Annotated in this window: 27 protein-coding genes; 20 read left to right on the top strand and 7 right to left on the bottom strand. The window is 40.3% G+C overall.

What is annotated here, in order from left to right; translation table 11 throughout:
• Window positions 1–143 precede the first annotated feature (143 nt).
• Window positions 144–1,466 (bottom strand): RNA polymerase factor sigma-54, encoded by a 1,323-nt coding sequence (gene rpoN, locus ACZ5B7_RS25910; RefSeq protein WP_464491479.1) that lies wholly within the window; start codon window positions 1,464–1,466, stop codon window positions 144–146.
• A gap of 298 nt (window positions 1,467–1,764) precedes the next feature.
• Between rpoN and ACZ5B7_RS25915 the strand changes: the two genes are divergently transcribed.
• The 4 genes from ACZ5B7_RS25915 (at window position 1,765) to ACZ5B7_RS25930 (ending at window position 3,421) form a co-directional block, all read left to right on the top strand.
• Window positions 1,765–2,373: a hypothetical protein gene (locus ACZ5B7_RS25915; RefSeq protein WP_464494596.1), complete on the top strand. Its 609-nt coding sequence runs from the start codon at window positions 1,765–1,767 to the stop codon at window positions 2,371–2,373.
• Between the two features lie 8 nt (window positions 2,374–2,381).
• Window positions 2,382–2,657, top strand: coding sequence for a hypothetical protein (locus ACZ5B7_RS25920; protein WP_464494571.1), 276 nt, complete (start codon window positions 2,382–2,384; stop codon window positions 2,655–2,657).
• Between the two features lie 74 nt (window positions 2,658–2,731).
• A complete protein-coding gene (locus tag ACZ5B7_RS25925; RefSeq protein ID WP_464491480.1) occupies window positions 2,732–2,959 on the top strand; it encodes a hypothetical protein in 228 nt (75 codons plus the stop codon).
• Window positions 2,960–3,136: 177 nt separating this feature from the next.
• A complete protein-coding gene (locus tag ACZ5B7_RS25930; protein WP_464491481.1) occupies window positions 3,137–3,421 on the top strand; it encodes a hypothetical protein in 285 nt (94 codons plus the stop codon).
• A 70-nt stretch (window positions 3,422–3,491) separates the two neighbouring features.
• Here the strand turns inward: ACZ5B7_RS25930 and ACZ5B7_RS25935 are convergent, their stop codons facing one another.
• Window positions 3,492–4,874 carry a sugar phosphate nucleotidyltransferase gene (locus ACZ5B7_RS25935; RefSeq protein WP_464491482.1) on the bottom strand — a complete coding sequence of 461 codons (1,383 nt, stop codon included), beginning with the start codon at window positions 4,872–4,874 and terminating at the stop codon, window positions 3,492–3,494.
• Window positions 4,875–5,232: 358 nt separating this feature from the next.
• On the opposite strand from ACZ5B7_RS25935, the gene ACZ5B7_RS25940 reads away from it, so the two are divergent.
• The 11 genes from ACZ5B7_RS25940 (at window position 5,233) to ACZ5B7_RS25990 (ending at window position 16,601) form a co-directional block, all read left to right on the top strand.
• Window positions 5,233–6,303 carry a hypothetical protein gene (locus ACZ5B7_RS25940; protein ID WP_464491483.1) on the top strand — a complete coding sequence of 357 codons (1,071 nt, stop codon included), beginning with the start codon at window positions 5,233–5,235 and terminating at the stop codon, window positions 6,301–6,303.
• Between the two features lie 38 nt (window positions 6,304–6,341).
• Window positions 6,342–6,512, top strand: a complete 171-nt coding sequence (locus tag ACZ5B7_RS25945; protein ID WP_464491484.1) for a hypothetical protein — start codon at window positions 6,342–6,344, stop codon at window positions 6,510–6,512.
• 573 nt (window positions 6,513–7,085) lie between these two features.
• A complete protein-coding gene (locus tag ACZ5B7_RS25950) occupies window positions 7,086–8,375 on the top strand; it encodes a hypothetical protein (RefSeq protein WP_464491485.1) in 1,290 nt (429 codons plus the stop codon).
• A gap of 320 nt (window positions 8,376–8,695) precedes the next feature.
• Window positions 8,696–9,574: a hypothetical protein gene (locus tag ACZ5B7_RS25955; RefSeq protein WP_464491486.1), complete on the top strand. Its 879-nt coding sequence runs from the start codon at window positions 8,696–8,698 to the stop codon at window positions 9,572–9,574.
• A gap of 407 nt (window positions 9,575–9,981) precedes the next feature.
• On the top strand, window positions 9,982–10,752 hold the full coding sequence (rfbF, locus tag ACZ5B7_RS25960; protein ID WP_464491487.1) for a glucose-1-phosphate cytidylyltransferase: 771 nt from the start codon (window positions 9,982–9,984) through the stop codon (window positions 10,750–10,752).
• A 1-nt stretch (window position 10,753) separates the two neighbouring features.
• Window positions 10,754–11,827 (top strand): CDP-glucose 4,6-dehydratase, encoded by a 1,074-nt coding sequence (gene rfbG / locus ACZ5B7_RS25965; RefSeq protein WP_464491488.1) that lies wholly within the window; start codon window positions 10,754–10,756, stop codon window positions 11,825–11,827.
• A 4-nt stretch (window positions 11,828–11,831) separates the two neighbouring features.
• The gene (locus tag ACZ5B7_RS25970; protein ID WP_464491489.1) at window positions 11,832–13,064 is read left to right on the top strand and encodes a methyltransferase domain-containing protein; all 1,233 of its coding nucleotides are present in this window, start codon (window positions 11,832–11,834) and stop codon (window positions 13,062–13,064) included.
• Between the two features lies 1 nt (window position 13,065).
• Entirely contained in the window at window positions 13,066–13,596 is a 531-nt protein-coding gene (gene rfbC, locus ACZ5B7_RS25975; RefSeq protein ID WP_464491490.1) for a dTDP-4-dehydrorhamnose 3,5-epimerase, read from the top strand.
• A complete protein-coding gene (locus tag ACZ5B7_RS25980; RefSeq protein WP_464491491.1) occupies window positions 13,593–14,498 on the top strand; it encodes an NAD-dependent epimerase/dehydratase family protein in 906 nt (301 codons plus the stop codon). The genes rfbC and ACZ5B7_RS25980 overlap by 4 nt, the downstream gene beginning before the upstream one ends.
• Window positions 14,499–14,536: 38 nt before the next feature.
• Window positions 14,537–15,322, top strand: a complete 786-nt coding sequence (locus tag ACZ5B7_RS25985; RefSeq protein WP_464491492.1) for a cephalosporin hydroxylase family protein — start codon at window positions 14,537–14,539, stop codon at window positions 15,320–15,322.
• Window positions 15,315–16,601, top strand: a complete 1,287-nt coding sequence (locus ACZ5B7_RS25990; protein WP_464491493.1) for a glycosyltransferase family 2 protein — start codon at window positions 15,315–15,317, stop codon at window positions 16,599–16,601. Before ACZ5B7_RS25985 ends, ACZ5B7_RS25990 begins: the two co-directional genes overlap by 8 nt.
• A gap of 131 nt (window positions 16,602–16,732) precedes the next feature.
• Here ACZ5B7_RS25990 and ACZ5B7_RS25995 read toward each other — a convergent pair whose 3' ends face one another.
• The 5 genes from ACZ5B7_RS25995 to ACZ5B7_RS26015 form a co-directional block, all read right to left on the bottom strand.
• Window positions 16,733–17,656: a GDP-mannose 4,6-dehydratase gene (locus ACZ5B7_RS25995; RefSeq protein ID WP_464491494.1), complete on the bottom strand. Its 924-nt coding sequence runs from the start codon at window positions 17,654–17,656 to the stop codon at window positions 16,733–16,735.
• Window positions 17,653–18,618 (bottom strand): GDP-mannose 4,6-dehydratase, encoded by a 966-nt coding sequence (gene gmd / locus ACZ5B7_RS26000; protein WP_464491495.1) that lies wholly within the window; start codon window positions 18,616–18,618, stop codon window positions 17,653–17,655. Before gmd ends, ACZ5B7_RS25995 begins: the two co-directional genes overlap by 4 nt.
• 152 nt (window positions 18,619–18,770) lie before the next feature.
• The gene (locus ACZ5B7_RS26005) at window positions 18,771–19,898 is read right to left on the bottom strand and encodes a glycosyltransferase (RefSeq protein ID WP_464491496.1); all 1,128 of its coding nucleotides are present in this window, start codon (window positions 19,896–19,898) and stop codon (window positions 18,771–18,773) included.
• A complete protein-coding gene (locus tag ACZ5B7_RS26010) occupies window positions 19,895–20,179 on the bottom strand; it encodes a hypothetical protein (RefSeq protein ID WP_464491497.1) in 285 nt (94 codons plus the stop codon). The genes ACZ5B7_RS26005 and ACZ5B7_RS26010 overlap by 4 nt, the downstream gene beginning before the upstream one ends.
• A gap of 3 nt (window positions 20,180–20,182) precedes the next feature.
• On the bottom strand, window positions 20,183–21,592 hold the full coding sequence (locus tag ACZ5B7_RS26015; protein ID WP_464491498.1) for a glycosyltransferase: 1,410 nt from the start codon (window positions 21,590–21,592) through the stop codon (window positions 20,183–20,185).
• 158 nt (window positions 21,593–21,750) lie between these two features.
• Here ACZ5B7_RS26015 and ACZ5B7_RS26020 point away from each other — a divergent pair, with 158 nt between their 5' ends.
• The 5 genes from ACZ5B7_RS26020 to ACZ5B7_RS26040 all read left to right on the top strand — a co-directional run bounded on the left by ACZ5B7_RS26020 (window position 21,751) and on the right by ACZ5B7_RS26040 (window position 25,319).
• Entirely contained in the window at window positions 21,751–22,953 is a 1,203-nt protein-coding gene (locus ACZ5B7_RS26020; protein WP_464491499.1) for a glycosyltransferase, read from the top strand.
• Between the two features lie 84 nt (window positions 22,954–23,037).
• A complete protein-coding gene (locus ACZ5B7_RS26025) occupies window positions 23,038–23,370 on the top strand; it encodes a hypothetical protein (RefSeq protein WP_464491500.1) in 333 nt (110 codons plus the stop codon).
• Window positions 23,371–23,622: 252 nt separating this feature from the next.
• Complete coding sequence (locus ACZ5B7_RS26030) at window positions 23,623–23,949, top strand: hypothetical protein (RefSeq protein WP_464491501.1); 327 nt, start codon at window positions 23,623–23,625, stop codon at window positions 23,947–23,949.
• A gap of 362 nt (window positions 23,950–24,311) precedes the next feature.
• A complete protein-coding gene (locus ACZ5B7_RS26035; RefSeq protein WP_464491502.1) occupies window positions 24,312–25,106 on the top strand; it encodes a hypothetical protein in 795 nt (264 codons plus the stop codon).
• Window positions 25,107–25,166: 60 nt separating this feature from the next.
• Complete coding sequence (locus tag ACZ5B7_RS26040) at window positions 25,167–25,319, top strand: hypothetical protein (RefSeq protein ID WP_464491503.1); 153 nt, start codon at window positions 25,167–25,169, stop codon at window positions 25,317–25,319.
• Window positions 25,320–25,339 lie beyond the last annotated feature (20 nt).

Raw genomic sequence — 25,339 nt, forward strand, 5'->3', positions numbered from 1 at the left:
GAAACTCTGATTTTCCGCCTGTTCGGGCACCTATTAGCCTTATGGGTGACCAGAAACTCTGATTTTCCGCCTGTTCGGGCACCTATTAGCCTTATGGGTGACAGGATCCTTCGGTTTCCCGCCTGTTCGGGCACCAATGCCTATTAATTAAACCTCTTCCTCTTCGAAGAAGAAGGGATGCCAAGTTGGTCCCGGTACTTGGCAATCGTTCTTCTGGAGACGACGATTCCCTCCAAGACCTTTAATTGTTCCGCGATATCCTGATCAGAAAGCGGCTTTTCTTTGTTTTCTTTTTCAATAAGTTTGCTAATAGCATTCTTTACCTGTGTCGACGAGGTGGACTCTTCCTCCGATACGGTTTGGATAGTACTCGAGAAAAACGACTTCAACGGAAATGTCCCAATCGGAGTTTGCACATATTTTTCCCGAACCGCCCGGCTGACAGTCGATTCATGAACATCCAACTCGGAGGCAATTTCCTTCATCGTCATCGGTGCCAAATATTGCGGACCCTTTTGGAAAAAAGCAGGCTGCTTTTCGACAATCTTGGTAACCACCCTTGTCAGCGTTTCCTTTCGCTGCTCAATGCTTTTTAAAATCCATTGGTAATCCTGTACCTTCTCATGAAGAAACTTGCTGACCTGTTGATCCTGGTCCTTAAATTTATGAAAGTATTTATCATTAAAACTAATTTTCGGAATGGGGTCATCAAACATTCGGACGATTAGCCCTTCTTGTGTTTGTTCAATAATCACATCTGGAATGATGTAAGAAGCCGCCTCTATTCCCAGAAGGCCCCCTGGTTTCGGGTTCAAAAATTGGATCTCGTCAAAAACGCCTTGGATCTCTTTTAACGAGACCTGAAGCTCCTTCGCAATTTGCTTCCATTTCTTTTCGGCAAACGGGATAAAATAGTCAGAGATTATCTTTTTGGCAAGCTCGTTATCAGGCATTAGATAGTCAACCTGGATATGCAAGCATTCCTGAAGGTTTCTCGCCCCAATTCCCGCCGGTTCAAGCGTCTGAAGAACGGCCAGGCCGTCTTCAGCCAGTTCAAGAGGTATTCTTAATGTTGCGGCTACCTCGTGTAAATCGCCGGTAAAGTAACCGTTTTCATCTAAATTCTGAATAAGATAGCGTATTGCTTTTAACTCCTCCGCCGGCAGCTTTGATATATTTAACTGTGAAATTAATTGTTCCTCAAGCGAGTATGGCTTTGCACCAATCTGCTCAATCCAGTCTTTTTCCGTCTTTTGATGTTTGCGCCGGTTCCTGTCAAGCAGCGGATTCATCGGTCGCTCATTGACATTTTCAATTTGTACTAGGGGATTTTCAAGTGCCTTATTTTCTAAAAAAGCTGTTAATTCTTGCGCGGAATACTGCAATAAGGCAATTGCCTGTGACAATTCCTGTGTCATAGTCAATTTGAGTGTTTGCTGTTGCCATAAACCTGCTTTAAAATTCATTCCTATCCCCCCTCGTTCTATTTTACATGAAAGAGAAGAGTTCGTGAATGGAAATTAGTTTGTTGGATGTAATTATTCAGTTTGAATACCGGTATCCTGTCACTTAACCCCGCCAAGTTTAATAAGAGTAAATTCTTGGCAAGATGATTTTCCCACCAATGGTTGTAACTCGTTTTTTTATCTTTTCTTCTAGTAAGCCAATATTTCTTTTGGATTTCCTTTTCTCCACATTGTGTTTTTATACACCAATCCGGGCATTTACACATATATATACGTGTGAAAAAAAATCAAAAGAGGTGTGGGACAATGCCGAAGCATCATGACAAGGATAGTGGCCCAAAGCGACCGCATAAAGGTCCCGGAAGTAGCGGCAGCAGCAGCGGTAGCACCAGTAAGAAGAAGCATCCGCATAAAGGTATCTACGACAGCAGTGAAAGCAGCAGTGAAAGCAGCGACAACTACAGCAGCGGCGGCAACGAAAGCAGCGACAACTACAGCAGCGGCGGCAGCAGTGAAAGCAGCGACAACTACAGCAGCGGCGGCAGCAGTGAAAGCAGCGACAACTACAGCAGCAGCGGAAGCAGTGAAAGCAGCGACAACTACAGCAGCAGCGGAAGCAGTGAAAGCAGCGACAACTACAGCAGCTACGGCAGCAGTGAAAGCAGCGACAACTACAGCAGCTACGGCAGCAGTGAAAGCAGCGACAACTACAGCAGCTACGGCAGCAGTGAAAGCAGCGACAGCTACAGCAGCTACGGCAGCAGTGAAAGCAGCGACAGCTACAGCAGCTACGGCAGCAGTGAAAGCAGCTGCAGCAGTGGCAGCAGTGGCAGCAGTGGTAGTTGTGGTAGTTGTGGTAGTTGTGGTAGCAGCGGTTGGTGTAGTTGCCGCAATAAACACGCATTAGATAAAGTTCTGTTTAAATTAATTGCATCCATTGCTAAGGAAGAAAAAGCTCTAGCCAAACTTATTAAAGCAGAAGCCGATAAAATAAAAGCCTTTGTAGGCAAAAAAGGCAATTTTCCTACTAAACCATGTAATGATGACATCCTTGATATAAATCATTCGGTAAGACAAATGCTCGAAACCATCGTGATGAAGGAATGGCTTTTACTAAAGAAGTTGGAGAATACACTAGAGGTCATTAAAAAGGAAAAAGCTGTTTGTGACAAATGTAAAAAAAGGCATTGAGAATGTACAGATCATAAAGACCGTAAAGATTGATCACTTTTATCTTGTCTTCCATGGGAAAGGGGGAAATATACATGGAGGAGCATTTAAGTGAAAAGTTTAGCCAAATGTTTGCAGAATCTCTCTCCCATATTGAATCATCTTTCAACCACCTTATAGATTCCGTCAGTATGCTTGAAGATGCAATGGAGGAAAAAGACGATTTTTTTATTGTATTAAGAGATATAAAGGCTATCAGGGATTCTATTATAGAATTTAAGCGACTGGCGGACCAAAAGAGAAAGATGTTAATTGTAAAATGAACAGACCGCAAAAATGCTGTCTGTTTTTATTTATGGGTCCAGTTGGGACTCACTTTCTAAAGAACGAATCAGTTTATTTCAATTGCACAAAAAGATATTGAAAACATAGGGTATAATGTGCAGAAATTTGCGGAGGTTTAGTCAGGAAAAAGCATTACGAAAAGAGGGAGGGCCAAAATGGGTTTACCGGAAATTCCAAAAGATTTTCATATACCGAAAAGGCGGGATGTCGTTACACTGAAACTCGCAGGCATTGCAATGATGGAACAATCACTGGCAAATTTATTAGAAACAGAGGTAAAAATACTTCGAAAAACAGTGAAGGATGTTAAATGTAAAAAAGCATCAAAGAAAGATCTAAAAAAGGCAAACAGGAAGGCCGAACGAGTACTGCGCGCAATCATTGCGAAAGAAATTTTGTTATTGTTTGAGCTTGAAGATACGATTGATTTCCTACTTTAAATTCTTCAGGGCAATCCTTAAGAACTGGATTGCCCTGAAGAATTTCAACTATAATTATCGTGTAGAAATTTTACTCACTCCCGATGGATTTCTTCATTTCATCCCAAGACATAAATAACCGGACAATATCTCCTTCTTCCAGTTTACTCCCCATTTGAACTTCAATGATTTCAAGATCACTGCTTGCCTTGATTCCATGCTTTGCACCTAAAGGAATGGTTAGCACATCGCCCTTTTTTACATAAGACAATTTGTCATCCAGAACGAATTCCCCTTCCCCCTCAACAACCACCCAAACTTCACTCCGGTAATGATGATATTGATAGCTGAGGTTATGCCCTGCAAACACGAATAATCGCTTTGTCAGTACCTCTTTTCCCTCATTTGACTTTTTGTAGTCCAAAACACGATACCACCCCCAACGGCGCTCCTCGAACATGGGCCGTTGTTCCATATCTTTGACGATTTCTTTGACTTGGTGGCTTGCGGATTTTTCAGAAACCAAAATACCATCGGGACTCGTTGCCACCACTATATTCGAAGCACCCAATACAAACACAGGTACTTCCAATTCATTGATTAAATGTGTATTGGTGCAATCATGACTAATTGACCCTCTGCCTAGGATATTTGTCTCCATTTCCTCAGTCAATGTATTCCAAGTTCCTAAGTCTTTCCAGTAACCGTTGTAGGGAATTACGGCAATTCGCTCTGCCTTTTCGACAATCTCATAATCAAAGCTTATTTTAGGCAGACTACTATAGTTTTCTATTACTTTATCATATTGAGTAGGAAAACCTCTTTTTTCCAACTGATCTATCATATAGCCGAGTTTAAAGGCAAATACGCCGCAGTTCCATAGTGCTTGATGTTTTCTCAAGTGCACTGCCTGTTCTTCTGTCGGTTTTTCCTTAAAGCCGATTACATTTATATATCCACGCGCCTGTTCACAGTCCACTTTTCCTTTTTCCGGAATAATGTACCCGTATTTTGTGGAAGCATAGGTAGGATTTACACCAATTAAAGCGATATCCATTGTTGAATCCAGAATGACATCCTCTAATTCTTTGACTTTATTAAAAAACTGATTTTCCACATATGGATCAACAGGCATAATAGATATGACTTCATCACGATTAACACCAATGATGGAATATAAATAAGCTGCTGCTAAAGCGATGGCCGGAAAGGTATCTCTTCGCTGCGGTTCAATAATTAACGGTACTTCAGTCCCCAGTTGGCTTTGTATGATATCCACTTGTGTTTTACTGGTAGAAATATAGGCATGATTGCTTAATTGATTCGAATCCAATTGCCGCCAGATCCTTTGGACCATGGATTCAAGCTCATCATCAGAACGTGTCAGCATTTTTAAAAATTGCTTCGACCTGGAGTCATTGGAAAGCGGCCACAATCGTTTTCCAGACCCCCCTGAGAGCAATATAAGTTTCATTTTATGCACCTCTATACAATAAATTGTCAAATAATTAATCCACTTGAATTATTATCATATGAGTGCATCCGGCATTATGTAATAGATAAACTCCCAAGAATACTTGATTAAAAATAAAATGAAAGTAGTTACTTTTGATTTTTTTAGCACCAACAAAAAAATTTATAAATGAGAGACCAGCCCGTACTATTCGGAACTTTTTTCGTATGCTACTAGTGTATAAGTTTTAATTAGTAACCTTAACTGGTCTATTTTTATAGAATTCACTCAGTCGTATTCCTTTCTGTTTACAGTTACCTAAATTGAAGTGCAGGTTCTATATAGAACTTATATAAATTAATAATAAAGGAGTGTTTAAATGTCTAATCCAAATATCCCTAATATCACACCCACAATTTCGCTTAGTTTAGGACAAACTGTTCCATTACTTCTTAGCTCAGTTGCTCTCGAAGAACTCGCTTTGGCTCATTTGCTGAATGCAGAAGCAGAGAAGCTTCAATTCGTTCTTGGAACATTAACCCCTGCACGCACTACTTTTACCCCTGCAACCGTTTCACTTACCAATCTTCTTACTCTTGATACAAGTGTCCAGAGAACCCTACGTGATGTGATTAAAAAGGAAATGCTCTTGGAGTTCAAATTTGAAAATACGTTGGATTTGGCTGGATTTTTAGCGAATTTAGGGACTTTTACCTTTACAGCACCAGTACTTACAACAATTACTGTTCCCGAGTTTGCAACTACTGCAAGAATCCAGGCGATCGGTGCAGCCGGGGGTGCAGGAACTTCGGTAAATGGTCGTGGCGCATCCATCCAAGGTGATTTCCCTGTAACACCGGGAGAGGTCCTATCGATCTTAGTAGGACAACAGGGACAAACTGGAGCAAATACTGGCGGCGGCGGCGGTGGGACCTTCGTTTGGCGTGGAAATGGACCCGTAACTGCAGGGAATCTTCTGGTTGCAGCAGGCGGGGGAGGTGGAGCTACTCCATTCAATGGAATTAATGGAAGCGACGCATCCCTTATTGCTAATGGTACTAACGGAAATCCCGGTGGTACCGGTGGTGTCGGTGGCATGGGGGGAGCCGCCCAACCAAATTCCGCTGGTGGAGGAGCAGGAATCTTACCAAGTCCTTTAGGCGATGGCGGAGATAGTATTGGACAAGGAGGAACCTCGATCTTTAATGGGGGAGCTGGCGGTGCCGGAGCAAATGGATCTAATGGCGGCTTCGGCGGCGGCGGCGGCGGCAGTAGCTTCGGAGACAGTGGTGGCGGCGGTGGCTTCAGCGGCGGCGGCGGCGGCGGCACTCCAGCTCAAGTTGGCGCAGGCGGCGGCGGCGGTTCCTTCAATAGCGGAACAAACCCTGTCAATACACTTGGTCCGGCAACTGGAGACGGTCAGGTTATTATTAGCTTCTCCGGTTTATAGTAAACGATGTTTAAAATTAATGAATTGGAGGGAATCCAATGAGTCTTGAAGAGCAATTTAATTTATTGAGGAATAGGATGGAAACTGTTCTTGACCGCCCATTAACTGATGAGGAAAAAAACTATCTTATCAACGGTTTGAAAAATGATCCGAAATTTTTCGAAGCAATCCAATTCAAAATTAACTACAATTCCCTGGAAAAAGGGTAAAACCCCCACAGGATTCCATTGTCGGGACCGCTGTTTGTGGAACGAGATGTTTGTATTGGGAGGCACACTCATGAGATGAAATATCCCAATTCTACTTCAGAAGCTTATGACCTCAGCTGCAAATTCTTGGAGAACCGATGTTGCACCAATGCTGAAGAAAGAGAAGAATTTACTGCCATTTCATTATTATAAAAGTGTGACAAACACGATTCCTAGAAATTGTACGTTTATTGATTGACAGGAAACCTTTTTCAAGTTGATTAAAGGGGCAAGTCAATCTTTTTTATTATTACCAAAACAAATAGTGAAGTTTTGCACTTAAAATAGAAGGTATAACGCAGCTTTTTCCAGCGATAAAAAAATGGACACTTAGAAACCGTTTCTACGGAGGTTAGCCCGTACTATTTGGAAAGTTTTTCGTATTCTACTAGTGTATAAGCTTCAATTAGTAACCTTAACTATTCTGTTCTCATATAATTGACCTAGTCGTATTCCTTTCTTTTTACAGCTACCTAAATAAAGATGCAGGTTCTATATCGAACTTATATAAATTAATAATAAAGGAGTGTTTAAATGTCTAATCCAAATATCCCTAATATCACACCCACTATTTCGCTTAGTTTAGGACAAACTGTTCCATTACTTCTTAGCTCAGTTGCTCTTGAAGAACTCGCTTTGGCTCATTTGCTGAATGCAGAAGCAGAGAAGCTTCAATTCGTTCTTGGAACATTAACCCCTGCACGCACTACTTTTACCCCTGCAACCGTTTCACTTACCAATCTTCTTACTCTTGATACAAGTGTCCAGAGAACCCTACGTGATGTGATTAAAAAGGAAATGCTCTTGGAGTTCAAATTTGAAAATACGTTGGATTTGGCTGGATTTTTAGCGAATTTAGGGACTTTTACCTTTACAGCACCAGGACTTACAACAATTACTGTTCCCGAGTTTGCAACTACTGCAAGAATCCAGGCTATTGGTGCAAAAGGCGGAGACTTCCTAGGATCTGCTACAGGGGGGTTAGGTGCATCAATTGAAGGCACTTTTTCTGTTACTCCCGGAGAAACTCTTTCCATATTTGTAGGGGAAAAGGGTATCGATAATGCCACTTCTGGTGCTGGCGGCGGCGGTGGATCGTTTGTTTGGCGTGGTAGTACTTTAAATTCAACTACACTACTGGTTGCAGCAGGTGGCGGCGGGGGTGCTGGTGGTGTTTTAGAAACTAGTAATGTAAGTGATGGAGTGAACGCTACTGTTCCTTTAGCAGGTCTTCCCCCAACCTTCTCAAATGGAACTGCAGGAAAAGCAGGTAATGGTGACGTTAACGGAGGAGGCGGTGCTGGCGGTACTAATATTTTAGGTGGCATTGGTGGTGCTGGCGGCGGTACTGGTCTTCCTGGTGGAAATGGTGGTAATGGTTTCGGTGCTGGCGGCGGCGGCGGCGGTGCCTCTACTTTTGATGCTGGCGGCGGCGGCGGCGGCGGAATAACTGGTTCTGGCGGTAAAGGCGGGGATACGACTGGGATATTTACCGCTACTGGTGGTGCTGGCGGTACCAATATTATTGCTGGTGGTTTCGGTGGTGTTGGCGGCACTGGTCCCCAAGGTAATGGTACTAGAGGTGGTCTCGGTGCTGGCGGCGGCGGTGGTGGCTCTGACAGTGCTCCTAGCGGCGGCGGCGGCGGCGGCGGTGGTGGTTTTGCCGGCGGTGGCGGCGGCGGCGGCGGCGGTGTTAATGCTATTAATGCTGATGGCGGCGGCGGTGGCGGCGGCGGTTCCTACAACGCTGGCAGCAGCCAAGTCAACACAGCCGGTGTCGGCACTGGAGATGGTCAGGTAACGATTAGCTTCTCCGGTTTATAGTAAATTGTTAATCAGTAAAAATAAATCAATGGGGCAATCCAGATTTTGGATTGCCCCATCATGGTATCAAGTTTTCATCATTGCTAATTGAGCCCTTGCCAATACATATTCTTTTTGCGTATCCTCAGTCAATGTATTCCCATACCCATCCCTAGATCTTCCAATAACCTGACTGTGTAATGGACACTCAGTAGAACCTTTAGCTTTAATGGTTAAATCTATTCCAATGAAAATCACCTAAAAGGTTCCATTAACTTAAAATACTATCATACTAGTGTTTCAAAAAATGGACGCTTTAATACAATTTTCATGTTAATCATTTGCTAAATGCAGAAGCAGAGAAGCTTCAATTCGTTCTCGGAACATTAACCCCTGCACGTACTACTTTTTCTCCTGCAACAGTTTCGCTATCGAATCTTCTTACTCTTGATTCAAGTGTCCAAAGAACCATTCGTGACGTGATTAAAAAGGAAATGCTGCTAGAATTTAAGTTTGAAAATGTTTTGGATCTCGCAGCCGCAACAGCAACATGTACGACAAGAACTACAACTTTTTCAAATACAACACCGATTTTAATCCCAGCAGAAGGCACCGAGGGTCCGGCAGCTCCTTACCCTTCACCAATTGTAGTGTCTGGTTTAACAGGTTCTATCATACAGGTAACAGTAACATTTAATAATTTGTCACATACATTTCCAGCTGATATAAGTGCCATGCTGGTGGGACCAGCAGGGAATGCAGGCCCTAATACAATTTTAATGTCAGCTGTTGGGGGCGGAACTGATATAAATAACGTTACACTGACCTTCGATGACAATGCTGCGACAACAGTACCAACTCCAATCGTTTCAGGAACTTACCGTCCTACGAACAACGGAATTTTTGGCACTTACCCACCACCTGCACCTGCACCATCAGGAAATACATTATTAAGCGTCTTTAATGGAATGAATCCAAATGGAGTATGGAATCTTTATATCATCGACCAGGCACTGGCCGATTCCGGTATAATGGCTGGTGGTTGGGAATTGCATATTACAACTTGTGAGACTGGGGACGCTGGTTTGCTCGGCCTAGCACGTCCTGCAGGCTTCGAGGATACAGTCCAGCAATTGCTTCAAAAATTCCATGCTACACAACCAACAGAGGAAGATAAAATGGAAAAGCAGCAAAAATGGAGATATTACTGCAACAAATGAAAGAACAAAATGAATAATCATATGTAGACCACTATCTCTAAAGCCTTTAAGCAGTCATTAGTTTTAGTGGTTCTAAAAGCATGGTAAACAAACAGTTCTTTATAATCTCAAACGGCGGGGCCGCCCTTTAGGGTCGCCTCTCTTGCTATCAATGTCCCTGATATTACATAATTTTAATTCTGACCTTATTCGATTACCCTTTCATATGTTCCTCATCTTACTTTTCAAAAAAACAAACAGACAACACATTGGTGTTTCTGTTTATTTTTTTCTTCAACTCTTTCCTTTCCGATTACTTTTCATTCTTAAACAAAGCTCGGAAAATTAAACAAAGCTCGGAAAATGTTAACCCGCAATTATGTGATTGCATAGCATAAAAAAGATGCTGTCACATAAGGGGTGAGAATTTGAAAGCTGTCATATTGGCTGGAGGTTATGGGACGAGAATCAGTGAAGAAACAGAATTCAAGCCTAAACCAATGATTGAAATCGGGGGAAAACCGATACTTTGGCATATTATGAAGATTTATTCCCATTACGGCATTAATGAATTTATTATTTGTCTGGGTTATAAAGGGTATATGATAAAGGAATATTTCGCCAACTACTTTTTGCATATGTCAGACATTACATTCGATCTATCCAATAATAAACGGGTGATTCACAATAATAGTTCTGAGCAATGGCAGGTAACGCTTGTGGATACCGGCGAACATACGAGTACAGGAGGAAGGTTAAAAAGAGTTCAAAAATTCTTGGATAAGGAACCTTTCTGTTTCACGTATGGTGACGGAGTTAGCAACGTCAATATAGAAAATTTAATTGAATTTCATAAAAAACATGGGAAATTAGCAACAGTCACGGCAGTTCAACCTCCTGGAAGATTTGGGGCGTTAAGCATAGCTGCTAAAGATGCAGTGACTGGCTTTAAAGAAAAGCCGCAAGGAGACGGCAACTGGATTAATGGAGGATTTTTTGTATTGGAACCCTCCGTCATTGAATATATCGCAGGAGATCAAACGTCTTGGGAAAAAGAACCACTCGAGCGTTTGGCTGAATTGGGACAGATAGCAGCCTTTCGGCATACGGGCTTTTGGCAGCCAATGGATACATTAAGAGACAAAATGAAGCTTGAAGAATATTGGCGTTTAAATGAAGCTCCATGGAAGGTGTGGTGAAATGCCAAATCATGCATTCTGGAACGAAAAACAAGTCTTTGTAACCGGACATACTGGGTTTAAAGGTACGTGGCTGTCCCTTTGGCTTTCATCTCTTGGTGCAAAAGTAATCGGTTATTCGCTCCATCCACCTACATCACCCAATCTATTTGATTTAACGAATGCCGCAGCAGAATGCCAGTCCTGCTATGGCGATATAAACGATTTTGAACAACTTGAACAAACAATGAAGCATTACCAGCCAGAAATTATCTTTCATCTAGCAGCTCAGCCTCTTGTTAGGAATTCATACCAAAACCCAATTGAAACGTTTAAAACGAACGTTTTAGGTACAGCCCATGTATTGGAAGCAGCAAGACATATAAGCAGCGTTAAGGTTATCGTGAATATAACAAGTGATAAATGTTATGAAAACACAATAGTTAAAAAGTCTTACCAAGAACAGGACCGAATGGGCGGCCATGATCCGTACAGTGCCAGTAAAGGCTGTGCTGAACTTGTAACTGAATCGTATAGAAGGTCGTTTTTTCAAACCAAACATATCCCTTCTATTAATCTAGCTTCAGCAAGAGCAGGAAATGTAATCGGCGGCGGGGATTGGGCGGAGGAACGATTAGTGCCAGATCTGATGCGCTCCTTCTTAGAACGCAAAAAATTAACCATCAGAAATCGAAATGCAGTACGTCCGTGGCAGCATGTACTGGAGCCATTAAGTGGATATATTCTCCTGGCCGAAAAGCTGTGGGAAGATTCGTCATTTGGTGGAGGGTGGAATTTTGGCCCTTCGACAAGTCAGGAATTTACGGTACAGGATGTTCTGAATATGACAATGCAGTTATGGGGTAGAAAAATTGACATTACTTATGAAAACAATGAAATGCATCCACACGAAGCTGCTTATTTACAGCTTGATAGTTCAAAAGCCTCGAAATTATTAGGCTGGGTCCCTAAACTATCTACGAAGGAAGCAATTAAATGGACGGTGGAATGGTTTAGAAATTACGAGTCAGGAACAGTGATGGGGCCATTTACGGTGAATCAGATTAAAAGATACGAACAAATAAAGGGAGTTTGAGAAAATGTCGGATAAAACCTGTCGTTTTTGCCGGTCTCCTTTAAAGCATACATTTGTGGACCTTGGGGTTTCCCCGTTGGCAAATTCTTTTATAAAGGAAAATCAACTTAGTAAAATGGAGCCGTTTTATCCATTGCATACGTATGTATGTGACCAATGTTTTTTAGTCCAATTAGAAGAATTTGAATCTCCCGAACATATTTTTAAAGACTATGCTTATTTCAGTTCTTTTTCGGACAGTTGGTTAGACCATGCAAAAAATTATGTAAATAGTGTAATAGATAAATTTAAGCTCGGCCCCCATTCAAAGGTTATTGAGATTGCTAGTAATGATGGATACTTACTTCAATATTTTAAAGAAAAAAATATTCCCGTCCTAGGAGTGGAACCGGCTGAAAACGTTGCTCTTAAAGCGATGGAGAAAGGAATTCCGACTAGGACTGAGTTTTTTGGCAAGGTCTTTGCCCGGCAATTAGTTGACGAAGGCCTTAAAGGAGACTTAATTATCGCAAATAATGTTTTGGCCCATGTTCCTGACCTGCACGATTTCGTAGGCGGGATGAAACAATTAATGCACCCTTTAGGGGTCATTACTGTAGAATTCCCGCACATATTAAACCTTATCTGTCAAAATCAATTCGATACCATCTACCACGAACACTTCTCTTATTTTTCCCTGTTAACCGTTCAGGAAATATTTAAAGCACATAATCTGGAAGTTTTTGATGTGGAGGAAATTCCTACGCACGGCGGCTCACTGAGAATCTTTTCAAAGCATGAAGAAGATCGGTCAAAAGTCATTCATTCCAATATAGGGAAACTGATTGAAAAAGAAAAAAGCCTATCCTTGCACCGTCTTGACGCATATCAAAAATTTTCTGATTTGGTTAAGGAAACAAAAGTTAAGATTTTAGATTTTTTTATACAGGCCAAAAAGTCAGGAAAAACAATTGTAGGATATGGAGCGCCCGCAAAAGGAAATACATTATTAAATTATTGCGGCATCGGGAAAGAATTTCTGCCCTATACAGTTGATAGAAACCCTTTTAAACAGGGGCTGTATTTACCCGGGACACACATTCCTGTCAAATCGCCGGATATGATTTCTGAAACAAAGCCCGACTATGTTTTTATTCTGCCGTGGAACGTGAAAGAAGAAATTATGGACCAAATGTCTTTTATAAGAGAATGGGGCGGCCAATTTGTTGTAGCAATTCCTGAAATTGAGGTGCTTTAAGATGATTTTTACAGAAACCAAATTAAAAGGCGCCTACATCATTGAAGTTGAGTCTTATTACGATGAACGGGGCTCTTTTGTTAGAACTTGGTGCAGACAGGAGTTTCTTAACCATGATTTGGACACCCAGTTTGTTCAAACTAACCTCTCATTTAATAATAAAATAGGAATTATCCGCGGGATGCATTTTCAAGCACCTCCTTATGAAGAGATTAAATTGGTTAGCTGCATAAAGGGAGAAATCTATGATGTCATCATCGATTTACGTCCAGATTCTAAAACCTTTAAACAATGGACGGCCGTTAGATTAAGTGAGGAAAATCAGAAAATACTATATGTCCCTAAAGGGTTTGCTCATGGGTTTCAAACTTTGCAGGAAAACACCAAAGTATTGTATCAAATGAGTGAATTTTATCAGCCGAATTATGCAGAAGGGGTTAGGTTTAATGATCCTTCCTTCAATATTGATTGGCCTATAAAGGATGTTATCGCCTCTAATAAAGATCAATCCTACAGGGATTTTAAAACATGAAGCGGATTCTTGTGACAGGGGCAAATGGGTGGATAGGCAGTCATGTCATAAAGAAATTAATAGAAAAAGATTTTGAGGTTCATGCGGTTAGCAGGAAATTTGTTAATACCCCTATGTTGAAATGCAAATGGCACAGAGCTGATCTGTTGCATGTAAAAGAAACCAGGGATCTGATAGAAAACATTAAACCTACCCATCTTCTCCATTTCGCATGGGAAGCGACACCCGGACAATATTGGCATTCACTAAATAATTATCTTTGGGTTCAAGCTAGTATAGAGTTGCTATATAACTTCGTGAAATATGGCGGTAAAAGGGCTGTATTTGCAGGGACTTGCGCTGAATACGATTGGAGCTATGGATACCTTTCAGAAAACATCACACCTTGCTCGAACAAAACCCCTTATGCCTCCGCTAAAAATGCGCTTCAAAGTCTTGTTCGTTCGTTTTCGGAATCCGTCGGACTTAGCAGCGCCTGGGGGCGAATATTTTTTTTATATGGACCAAAGGAACACCGTTCAAGACTGGTACCCACTGTGATTAACTCGTTAATAAACAATAAACAAGCTTTATGCACCCACGGAGAGCAATATCGGGATTTTTTACATGTCGAGGATGCTTCAGAAGCGTTTGTATCGTTATTGGAAAATGATGCGCAAGGACCCGTGAATATAGCCTCTGGACATTCCATTCAGGTAAAGGAATTGATTTCTAGAATTGCAAATAAGTTAGGCAAACCAGAATTAGTAAAACTTGGGGCAATTCCATTTCCTGATACAGAACCATTATTTATCGGGGCAAACGTGAAACTTCTAAAAGAAGAGATCAAATGGAGTCCGAAAATTGACTTAGATGGAGGCTTAGAGCAGACCATATCCTGGTGGAGAAAAAAACAAGAGTAAATTGAATTTTAAATTAATGAATTGAATGGAGAGCGATCATGAAAATTACCATTGATTCAGAGAATAATCAGTTATTCATTGATGACGGAAGCAGCCAAAAAGCCCTTCCATTATATTGTAAGACCTCCTTTGAAATACTTTCTGATATTTGGACTAAGGTCGGCTGGAACGAGAAATACGTGTATACATTCTCATGGATGGGAAGACCCATTATTCAGCTTCCCGAGGACTTAATCCGTATACAGGAAGTTATTTATCAAATAAAGCCCGATGTAATTCTGGAAACGGGTGTTGCCCATGGCGGTTCATTAATCTATTATGCAAGTCTGTGTAAAGCGATGGAAAAAGGAAGGGTTATTGGAATTGATATTGAGATTCGTCCTCATAATCGCCGGGCGATAGAAGGACATGAACTCTACCCGTATATTACTTTGATTGAGGGAGATTCGGCTGCTGCCGATACGATCAAAACAGTAAAATCTATGATTAAAAAGGAAGAAACAGTTTTGGTTATTCTAGATTCATGCCATTCAAAAGACCATGTAAAAAAAGAACTAGAAGCTTACCATCCTTTTGTTTCAAGCGGGTCATATATAGTTGCAACAGACGGGATTATGAAGGAATTGCATGATGTCCCTAGAGGGGAAAAAGGCTGGATGGAGGATAATCCGTGTATGGCTGTTTTGGAGTTTGCAAAAGAGCATCCGGAGTTTACATTAGATCAGCCTGCATGGCTCTTCAATGAAAGTTCCCTTACACAAAATGTAACCCATTGGCCATCGGCCTGGTTAAAAAGAACGAAAGAAGCTGAGTGCCTTGACTGAACATAAACCGCTGGTCAGTATTGGTTTGCCAGTTTATAACGGTGAAAAATATATCGCTAAAGCCATCGAATCCTTGTTGTCACAGGATTATACTAACCTTGAAATCATCATATCCGATAATGCCTCCACTGATAATACACCACAAATTTGCCAACAGTATCAGCAAAAAGATCCACGTATTCACTATTTCCGAAATGATACGAACATTGGCGCCGCAAAAAACTTTAACCGGACTTTTGAGTTGTCAAAAGGTGACTTTTTTATGTGGCAAGCCTTTGACGATTTGCGGCATCCAGCCTATATCAGCAAGTGTCTACAAAAATTAAACCAGCACCCTGACGCAATTATATGTGTAACAGAAATCTCCATCATTGATACGGAAGGCAAATATCTTAACGATGAGCACGAAGCAATAGAGACAATTAATCTTACTTTTACTGAACGATTGCACCAATTTTTCTTAAACGTTACCTGGGTGGGGTCTGTTATTTATGGTTTGTGGCGCTCTGAATATTTAAAACAAACAAGGTTATTTATGGAGGAGTATGGGCCAGATGTTATTCTCTGTTTAGAGCTTTTCTTGCTGGGGAGTGCCGTCAAGGTAAAGGAGAGACTACTTTTTTATCGTCACTTCCCTGAGAAGACCCATTATGACCAAATTAATTCCATTACTTCCAATCCCGAGAGACAACAAACTATAGCCTCTACATCTCATACACAACTTATCAAAAATTTATATCTAACTCTAAAAGAAAAAAATGTGCCTTCGGAACTTATTCAAGATTTCTTTGATGTGCTTTTCTTTCAACAAATGAGCTGGGTACAAATGAGCTGTTTTGAACACACCCCCTTTTTGAAAGATCGAGTCATTGATCCAGAGTTCGTTTATGAATTTATGAATGCATTAATGACAACAGAGAAACCACCTGAACAAATTGTCGCCAGTATAGAAAGTTCAGCAGTTAGGTTCCAAAAGTTAGCAAAAGAACGTCCCATCATTTTAATAGGGTCATTACAAGTAAGTATCATACTATGGTGGAAATATTTCTCTGAGAATCATATACCGGTTCACGGATTTCTTGAAGAATCCGCGCTGTCCACACAACCAAATTTCTTCGAGAAGTTAACGGACCCTTCTGAACTGCCCGTTCGTCCTTTTGTGATTATTGCTTCCGTGCAGCCTAACATTCATACACAACATCTAACAAAAAAAGGATACGAAAATAGGAAAGATTTTTTATATGTAGCCAGCAGTGCACCATTTTTATATCTAATATAATGTTAAGTAATGTTAAGCAACAATATTTAATATCCAAAATTAATCAACGGCAAAGGGCTTCCCTTTGCCGTTGTTCTCTTTTCTATGAACACACGTACCGACTGCAAGGAGATTGAATAGCCGTTGGTGCTTCACAGATTATTTATCCAATAATCATAAATATCTTTTAATGTATCATCAAGTTTTCGTTTTGGTTTCCAGCCGGTTAATTTATATAATTTTTCGGGGCCCCCTACTAGTTTAGGAATCTCTGCCACTCTTATTTTGCTTGGGTCAACCACGAGTTCAATCTTTTTATTTGAATAACTTAAAAATTTCTCTAATATGTCTTGAATATAAACTCCTTGGCCAGTGCACACATTATAAGCTTCCCCCGCTATACCGAAACATGCTATATTGTAATAAGCTTCCACTATATCCCTTACATCGGTAAAATCCCTTGCTGTTTTTAAATTTCCAATCCGGAGGACAGGATCGTCTATTCTCCCTTTATTGATAAGTGCTATTTGATAGGCAAAGTCAGATGTTACGAATCCTAACCTTTGCCCAGGTCCTATATGATTAAATGGCCTGGCATGGACCACGTTTAATCCATATGACCTGTGATATAAACTGACAAGCATACTTACGGCACACTTGCTAATTCCATAAGGACTAACCGGATGTAATGCAGTCTCCTCAATAACCTTGTCTAATTCTCCCTGAATCCGTCCATACTCCTCTGAAGAGCCGACTGTCATGACCCTTATTTTGTTATCTACTTTTTTGACAGCTTCCAATAAATGAATTGTTCCTATCACATTAGCCTGAATAAAATCCGCTTTTTGTTTCCAAGAATCTTTAACATTACTTAACCCTGCAAGGTGGAAAATGTGCGTCGGTTTAATTTCCTCAATTAACCGGGTGATTTTTGTTTCAGAAAGTAAATCTACTTCAAAAATATGATCTTTGCTTCTATTCAACCGGGAAGTTCCATAAACATCCGCTTTATCCCTCAAGAAGGACTCAAGATGTTTCCCGACAAAACCTGTAATTCCCGTAATAAGTGCCTTCATTGATTTTGACCGTACTTTTGCATGTCATGATCTACCATCATCTTTATTAATTCCTCAAAAGAAACCTTTGGCTCCCACCCCAACTCTTTTTTTGCCTTCTGTGGGTCTCCCAGGAGCAAATCTACCTCTGCCGGCCTCATAAAAGCTGGATCCTGAATCACATAATCTTCCCAATTTAATCCGACATGAGTAAAAGCGATTTCTACAAGTTCACGCACTGTATGGGTTTTTCCGGTTGCTACGACATAATCGTTGGGCTTTTCTTGTTGAAGCATCAGCCACATTGCTTTCACGTAATCTCCTGCAAAACCCCAGTCCCGCTTTGCATCAAGATTTCCGAGACGAAGCTCCGTTTGCAGGCCGAGTTTAATTCTCGCGACTGCATCTGTCACTTTTCTTGTCACAAACTGTATTCCCCTTCTTGGCGATTCATGGTTGAATAAAATCCCTGAACACGCAAATATATCAAAGCTTTCACGATAATTGACAGTAATCCAATGTCCATATACTTTCGCAACACCATAGGGACTTCGGGGATAAAACGGGGTCGTTTCCGTTTGAGGGGTTTCAATTACCTTCCCAAACATTTCAGAACTCGAAGCCTGGTAAAAACGCGCATCCTGCTTTATTTGCCTAACTGCTTCCAACATATTCAGTGCGCCAAGGCCAGTAACCTCTGCAGTATATAACGGCTGCGACCATGAATCCGCTACAAAGGACTGTGCACCAAGATTGTATACCTCATCTGGCTTAGAAAGTTTCACTGCCTGGATCAATGATGATAGATCGGCTAAATCACCGGATATAAATTCAATGTCATTTCGTATATGTTTAATATTGTCATAGTTTTCTGTTGAAGTTCTCCTTTTCAAACCATATACCTTATATCCCTTATCAAGTAAAAGTTCTGCCAAATATGAGCCGTCTTGGCCTGTAATACCCGTTATTAGAGTTCTTTTCATGATGCCCTCCTATTCTTTTGTGTAAGAAATCCCCATTTATTTTTTTATGCTGTTATCAGCCTCTTATATTCCCTTTATCTAAGAAACCAAAAAAAATCTTTATATTTAAGGTCCAGCAGTTTGCCATGACCCTCCATATAAAGAAGTCAAATTCAAGAAAATAATCGAGCCTTCATTTGCTCTGCAATAATTTGTGGAGAGAAATGATTTTTTATATCTTGTTTTGCCTGCAATGAAATTTCCTCTCTTTTTTTATGATTTTCAAACGCTTCCCGCAAAACCAACCTCACGTTTTCCTCTTTAACCATTGCCCATTTATGGCCAAAATAATGAATAGCTCTTGTGAGCTGCAGTTGAGGATGTACAGGTTCTAGTTCATGCTCTGGTTCTATTAAAAAGCTATTTTTATCGTTCATAAATTCTGTAACTCCTCCCCAATTAATCGATATCACTGGTTTCCCCATCGCCATCATCTCCATCTGAGGCATCCCCCATCCGATTGCCCTTTCAGTAGAAACATAGCAGTCACAGCTTGAATATAAACGCATTAAATCTTCACGAGGAGTATTTTCAATCATTAAATGAATATGTGGATTATTTTCCTTTTTTGGTATATACGAAGTGATTAACTCAGAAAAATTCCCCTCGGCAATCCAAAAGGGAACATAGATTTTTAAAACAAGGCTGACGTCATCGTCCGCAGAGAACTCCTCACAATAGCTTTGAATGAGCAAATCCAACCCTTTGCGGTAATCAAACGCTAAAGTATATAGAAACTTAAAAGACTTTACTTCAGTTGGAAAAGTGTAAGGTTCAAATTCTTTTGTATAGATACTGCTTTCAATAGGATAATGAACAACGTGTACTTTTGAAGGATTTACACCTGACTCTGTAAATGTCCGATAATTAAAGTGCGTGGGAACCCAAATCTCATCCAAATTATTGCAAATATCTACCCAATGTGGCGGGATACGATCCGTCTCAAACAATGTGATTCCAATTGTTTTATGATAACCTTTTTTATCAAGCGCTAAAAACGATTCTGCAGGACCATGCATTACAAGAACAGGATTATCACCCGGATTGTTAATTACCCTATTAAAATTAGACAGCAGCTTAATATCATCTTCTCCAATTTCACTTTGGGCCTTTACTGATGATACTAAATGAATAGGGAGATCAATATGTTGCAAAGCCCTCAAATAATTCCTGGAGACATTACCGTACCCACCTATATCACCTAATGGGCCTACCCATAGAACTCCTGTAGGTTGAGTCATTCACCAATCTTCCTTTCTAAAGAGTAAAGGACAAATTTTCGGTCTTCCCTGTAAAAGACAAGTTCATAATTGCCCAGTAATTCTTTTAATGAATTCCGTAATTCTAGAACGCTATCAAATACAAAACTCTCTTTTCCATTTTCAATTATTTCATGAACTTCAAAGGTGCTTTGATTTAGGAATGGATAATAATTCCCTTGTATTTCTGAAACTGATACAATAGGAATTCCTGACATAAATGCTATGTTTTCTCTGGATGGATTAGATAAAAACCCCTTCATGGACTACAGCTGCGCATTACAAAATGTCTTCATGAGCAAGATATTCTCCTGAAAGTTATGATCTTGTTGCTCCATGTTGTCGGCAATGTATTCCAGATGTTCAATTGCAGCGACATAGTTTTTTTGTTGGATGTGAATGATGACGGCATTGTACCTTGCCATTAATGTAAGGGGATATATTGAAAGAATGTTGAGATAGTTATTTAAGGCATCTTCCATCAATTTATTTTGATAAAGTTCATTTCCATACTCCAGCTCCATTTTAACAATATCCTCGTGTGTTAATTTGGAGTCTGTTTTCTTATCAGCCAACAGTCTGATTCTTTCAGCCACTGTCTGGGCACTTTTTTTCCATGTAAATGAAGCTAAAATATGCCTGCTTGCTTCCTGTCCTTTTTGGTTCACCAATGAAGGATTTTCATACGCAAACCGCATAGTTTGCTGCAAATCGACCCTATCAATTGAAAGCCACCATGGATAGTCCACTGTATCGAGGTCACCGACTTTTTTTTCTGATAAAAGAACCTCCTTAGAGGGTACAAGTAATGCTGTTTCGGCACTGCAAAAATCCCTGCATGAGCCTTTATCGGGCACAATTGCCGGAATTCCACACGCCATGGATTCCGCAATAGGCAGCCCAAACCCCTCTCCCCTGTACGGATGAACTAAACAATCACACGCCTTATATAATCCCGCCAGCTCTGTTTCCGAAAAGTCATGATCCATGTATACAATACGGGGATTTTTAGGATTTAACATGGCTTCATGAATCATCTTTTCCAGCGTTATTCCTTTATAAAAAGATTGGGTACCGGTGTCCTTAATAAACAAACAAACATCATCATTAGCAGAAAACTCATTTAGATAAGCTTGAATGAGAGTATCAATTCCTTTACGTCCAATAGTCCCACCAACGAATAGGAATCGAAAAGAGGAAGGTGTTAAATCTAGAGGTTCCACATCAGTGTGGAAAACCTTTTCGTCCACCCCAAGCGGGATTACATGAATTTTGTCCTCTGGAATCCCGCAGCGTACATAGCTTTCCTTATTGTATTGGCTATATACCCAGATTTCATCAACCCAATACTTCATGGGAATATACCAGGTCCTGGGAATTGCACCAAATTCCCAAGGCTGCATACATATCCATTTCTTACTTTTTGGTATGTCCCAGACTGGCGGCCACTGATGAACAACTGTAAAATCCGATTCAGGAAAGGGCAACAATTCTCCTATTTTACTCTGTTCTTCTCGGACAGAGAGTGCTAACGGAATTTCTTCGTCTGGGACTTTCTTTCTAATGTTGAAATGTTCCTTGTTTAATAAACTGCAAATATTCCTGTTAACGATCGCAAGACTATGACCGGCAAATTGAGGGCCAATCCAGTTAATTTTTAGTGAATCTTTCTTCACAGTTTCCACCTCAGGCTTCATCATAGGGTTTCTTTCTTCACCTACACATTATATTGAACACCGCTTGGGATGTTGCCAAAAAAAGCACTTTTACCTAGTTAAAAACATAATATGGAAAATGATTGTTTAATGTTTTTTAAAAGGAGTGAGGGAGAAAAATGGACTTTAAGCGTTTGTCGTTATGTATGATTGTGAAAGATGAAGAAGCATTTATCGAAAAGTGCCTCAGCAGCACTAAAGGGGTTGTAGACGAAATCATTATTGTAGATACGGGATCTTCAGACCGAACGGTTGAGATCTGTAAATCATTTGGAGCACAGGTTTTCGAATTCCCCTGGAACAAAAGCTTTGCTGACGCCCGAAACTTTGGATTGGAACGCGCAACAGGGGACTGGATTTTATGGATGGACGCAGATGAACAAGTTGATGCTTCGGATGTTTATAAATTACGTGACATTCTATATTCGAATGAGGATATTTTATCTATTCATTTGATTAATTATTATGGGGAACGGCCAGAACCGGAAAAAACCTTCGATATCGTCCATACCCGCCTATTGCGAAATCATAAAGGATTTAAATTTCAAGGTAAAATACATGAAATGCTGAACGTAGAAGAGGTTCTGACGATACCAGAGGATGGCCTCATCATCAAGCATGTGCCAATTAAAATTCACCATTATGGATATATGAATTCCGTTACTGAAAATAAAAAGAAATTTGAACGAAATATTACGATGTTAAAGGAAGAACTAAAACAAAAAGACTATAGCCCTTGGACCCACTACCATATTGCGGCCGAATATTACGGTAATGAGGAATATAGTAAAGCATTTGATCATGTTAATCATTCCATTAAGGATTTCCTAATGAGGTTACACACTCCCCCTTCGCTTTTATATCGATTAAAGTATTCCATATTGATTGCAACAGGAAGCATTGACGGGGCGTGGCCAGGTATTGAAAAAGCATGTATTCTCTATCCGGATTATGTAGATTTACATTTTTATAAAGGCTTAATCTTATATTTGAAGGACATGTTTAAAGAAGCATTGGAGGTGTTTGATTACTGTCTCGAAATGGGGGAAGCGAATTTACAGTATCTTACCCAAAAGGGGGTTGGCAGCTTTCAAGCCCTACACTATAAAGGATGCTGCTTCGAAAAGCTGGGGCAGATTGAGGAAGCAGCAAGATGCTATGCAATGGCGGCAAGCCAATCGAAATCATTTAATTCTCCCGTAGAAGCGCTTCGAGAACTGATGACGAAGCATCAAAGCCTATTTAGTCCGTTAACTGCAGACTGTGACGATCAAACGCTAATTGCAATGGCGCTCAACCTCAATTCTGCAAAAAATAAATAAGGATTAAAAATAGTTTAATGACCGTGTCTCTGTACAAGGTTTATAAATACAATGTAACAGATAACAAAGAAAAGAGGTGATTTAATGTCTCAAGCAAATATTCCAAACATTACACCAACAATTTCTCTTTCTACAGCACAAACTGTTCCATTGCTTTTAGCCTCTATTGCCCTTGAGGAATTGGCTTTGGCTCACATCATTAATGCTGAAGCTGAGAAGCTTCAATTCGTTCTAGGAACAATAACTCCTGCTCCTAGAACATCATTCTCTCCTGCAGTTGTTAACTTGACAAATCTGCTTGCTCTCGACGCTAGTGTCCAAAGAACACTTCGTGATGTGATCAAGAAGGAAATGCTGCTGGAGTTTAAGTTTGAAAATATCCTCGATTTGATTGCTATTACACCATTCCCACGTTAATGTAAAGCATAAGCACTTCTTTTAAAGAAGAATTGAGGATATGGTTGGGGTTAGTACAAGCACAAACTTGTTACACACATGGGCGAATACCTTACTGTTTACCCAGCTCCCAATTGGTATACAAACGTATCCAATCGGGAGCTTTTTAATGAAATAAACTCCCCAAGGAAAATATCATAATAAGAGTTGTGTCATTATTCAGCCTGTAAAAATAAACTAACATCAGCACTAAAGATAAACGAGGTGATAACAATGTCTCAAGCCAATATTCCGAATATGAGTCCAATTACTTCAATTAATACTGATCAGACCGTTACATTGCTGCTGGCTTCCATTGCCCTTGAGGAGTTAGCCCTTGCCCACGTCATTAATGCCGAAGCTGAAAAACTTCAATTCGCACTCGGAAAATTAAAGCCAACAAAAACACAACTTTCTCCCTCAAAGCTTTCCGCATCAAACCTCTTTGCCCTCAATAGCAGTGCTGAAAGAATCCTTCAGGATGTGATCAAAAAGGAGATGTTACTGCAATTTAAATTGGAAAATGTTCTGGATTTAATGGATAAAAAGCCTCAGCAATAGTCGATTGGGATTCACTGTTTTGTTGGGATGAAGGGTGTTGCAATTCCGATAATAACCTACTTATTTGTAAACTTACCATAACATTATAATTTCGTATTAACTCTTTGGTTCGCGAAGGTAAGGTTCCATTCTAAGTAGCTTTCTTAAAAAATAGGGATAAATCTCTTATAGAGATTTATCCCTATTTTTTGGGCTTAACCCCATTTGCTATTATTTAGTAAATCATTTTTTCCGTCTTCTACTAGTTTTTTATAAAAATGGACGAATACACAATCTCTTAAAATCCTATTGAATAAAATATAGAGAACAAAAGCTGTACAAGCCTATGTTCTCTATCTTTAAACTTTTAAGGAGGGAAAAATATGTCACTTCCAAATATCTCCAACATAGCCCCTACCATTTCACTTAGCACTGCACAGACTGTTCCATTACTGTTGGCTTCCATCGCCCTTGAAGAGTTGGCTCTCGCTCACCTAGTGAACGCAGAAGCCGAAAAACTCCAATTTGTTCTTGGCACCTTAACCCCAGCAAGGACACTCTCTCCAGCAACCGTTTCGTTAACCACTCTTCTTGCTATCGACGCGAGTGTTCAAAGAACTCTTCGTGACGTGATCAAGAAAGAAATGCTGTTAGAGTTCAAATTTGAAAATGTTCTGGATTTGATCGGTTCTGGTGCTGCTGGTGGAGGCGGAGGCGGATTTGGATGTGGGTGTAGTGTTGCCACAGTAGGCGCAGGTGGTGCAATAGGTGGTGCCGTAACAATTCCTGGTATTACTATAGTGCTTCCTCCCGGCCCTATTATAATTGGACCTATCACAACTGCTGGAGTTCTTAATCTTAATATCTGTCCTGATTGTCAGTCAAACGGTTCAATTTTTAATTTAAACTTCACGACTGGACTACCATTCGGCATTACTAATATCAATGTGGCTCTTGATTCACTTGCAAGTGTTACTTGTGATCCTAGTGGTAGTATAATCATTGTTGGTAACGGACATTTAACTGTAACTGCTGGCACAACCACTCTTCTGAATTTAAACGGTACTATGACAATTACAGTTAATCCAGACAATTCCATTACGGTAACAGTGGGAGGAGCGACTATTACTATTCCAATACCACCAATAGGATCAATAATTCGACCTACTTGTAGTTAAGCGCATTGAATCATAAAAAGACAGCATTTTTGCTGTCTTTTTTAAAAGGAGGGACAAACTATGAATGAACAAAGCAATAATGAGCAAAATACAGCAAGCCCACAAAACACGCAAAATACTATAAATTTGTCTGATTCCCAGCCAATTATCAAAAAATCCATTCCAATCATTAAACAAGGTGGTTGCGGCTGTGGAAAACGCCGCCAATTATAAAATAATTACAAACTAGAAAT

The organism is Neobacillus sp. S1115 (assembly GCF_055385565.1).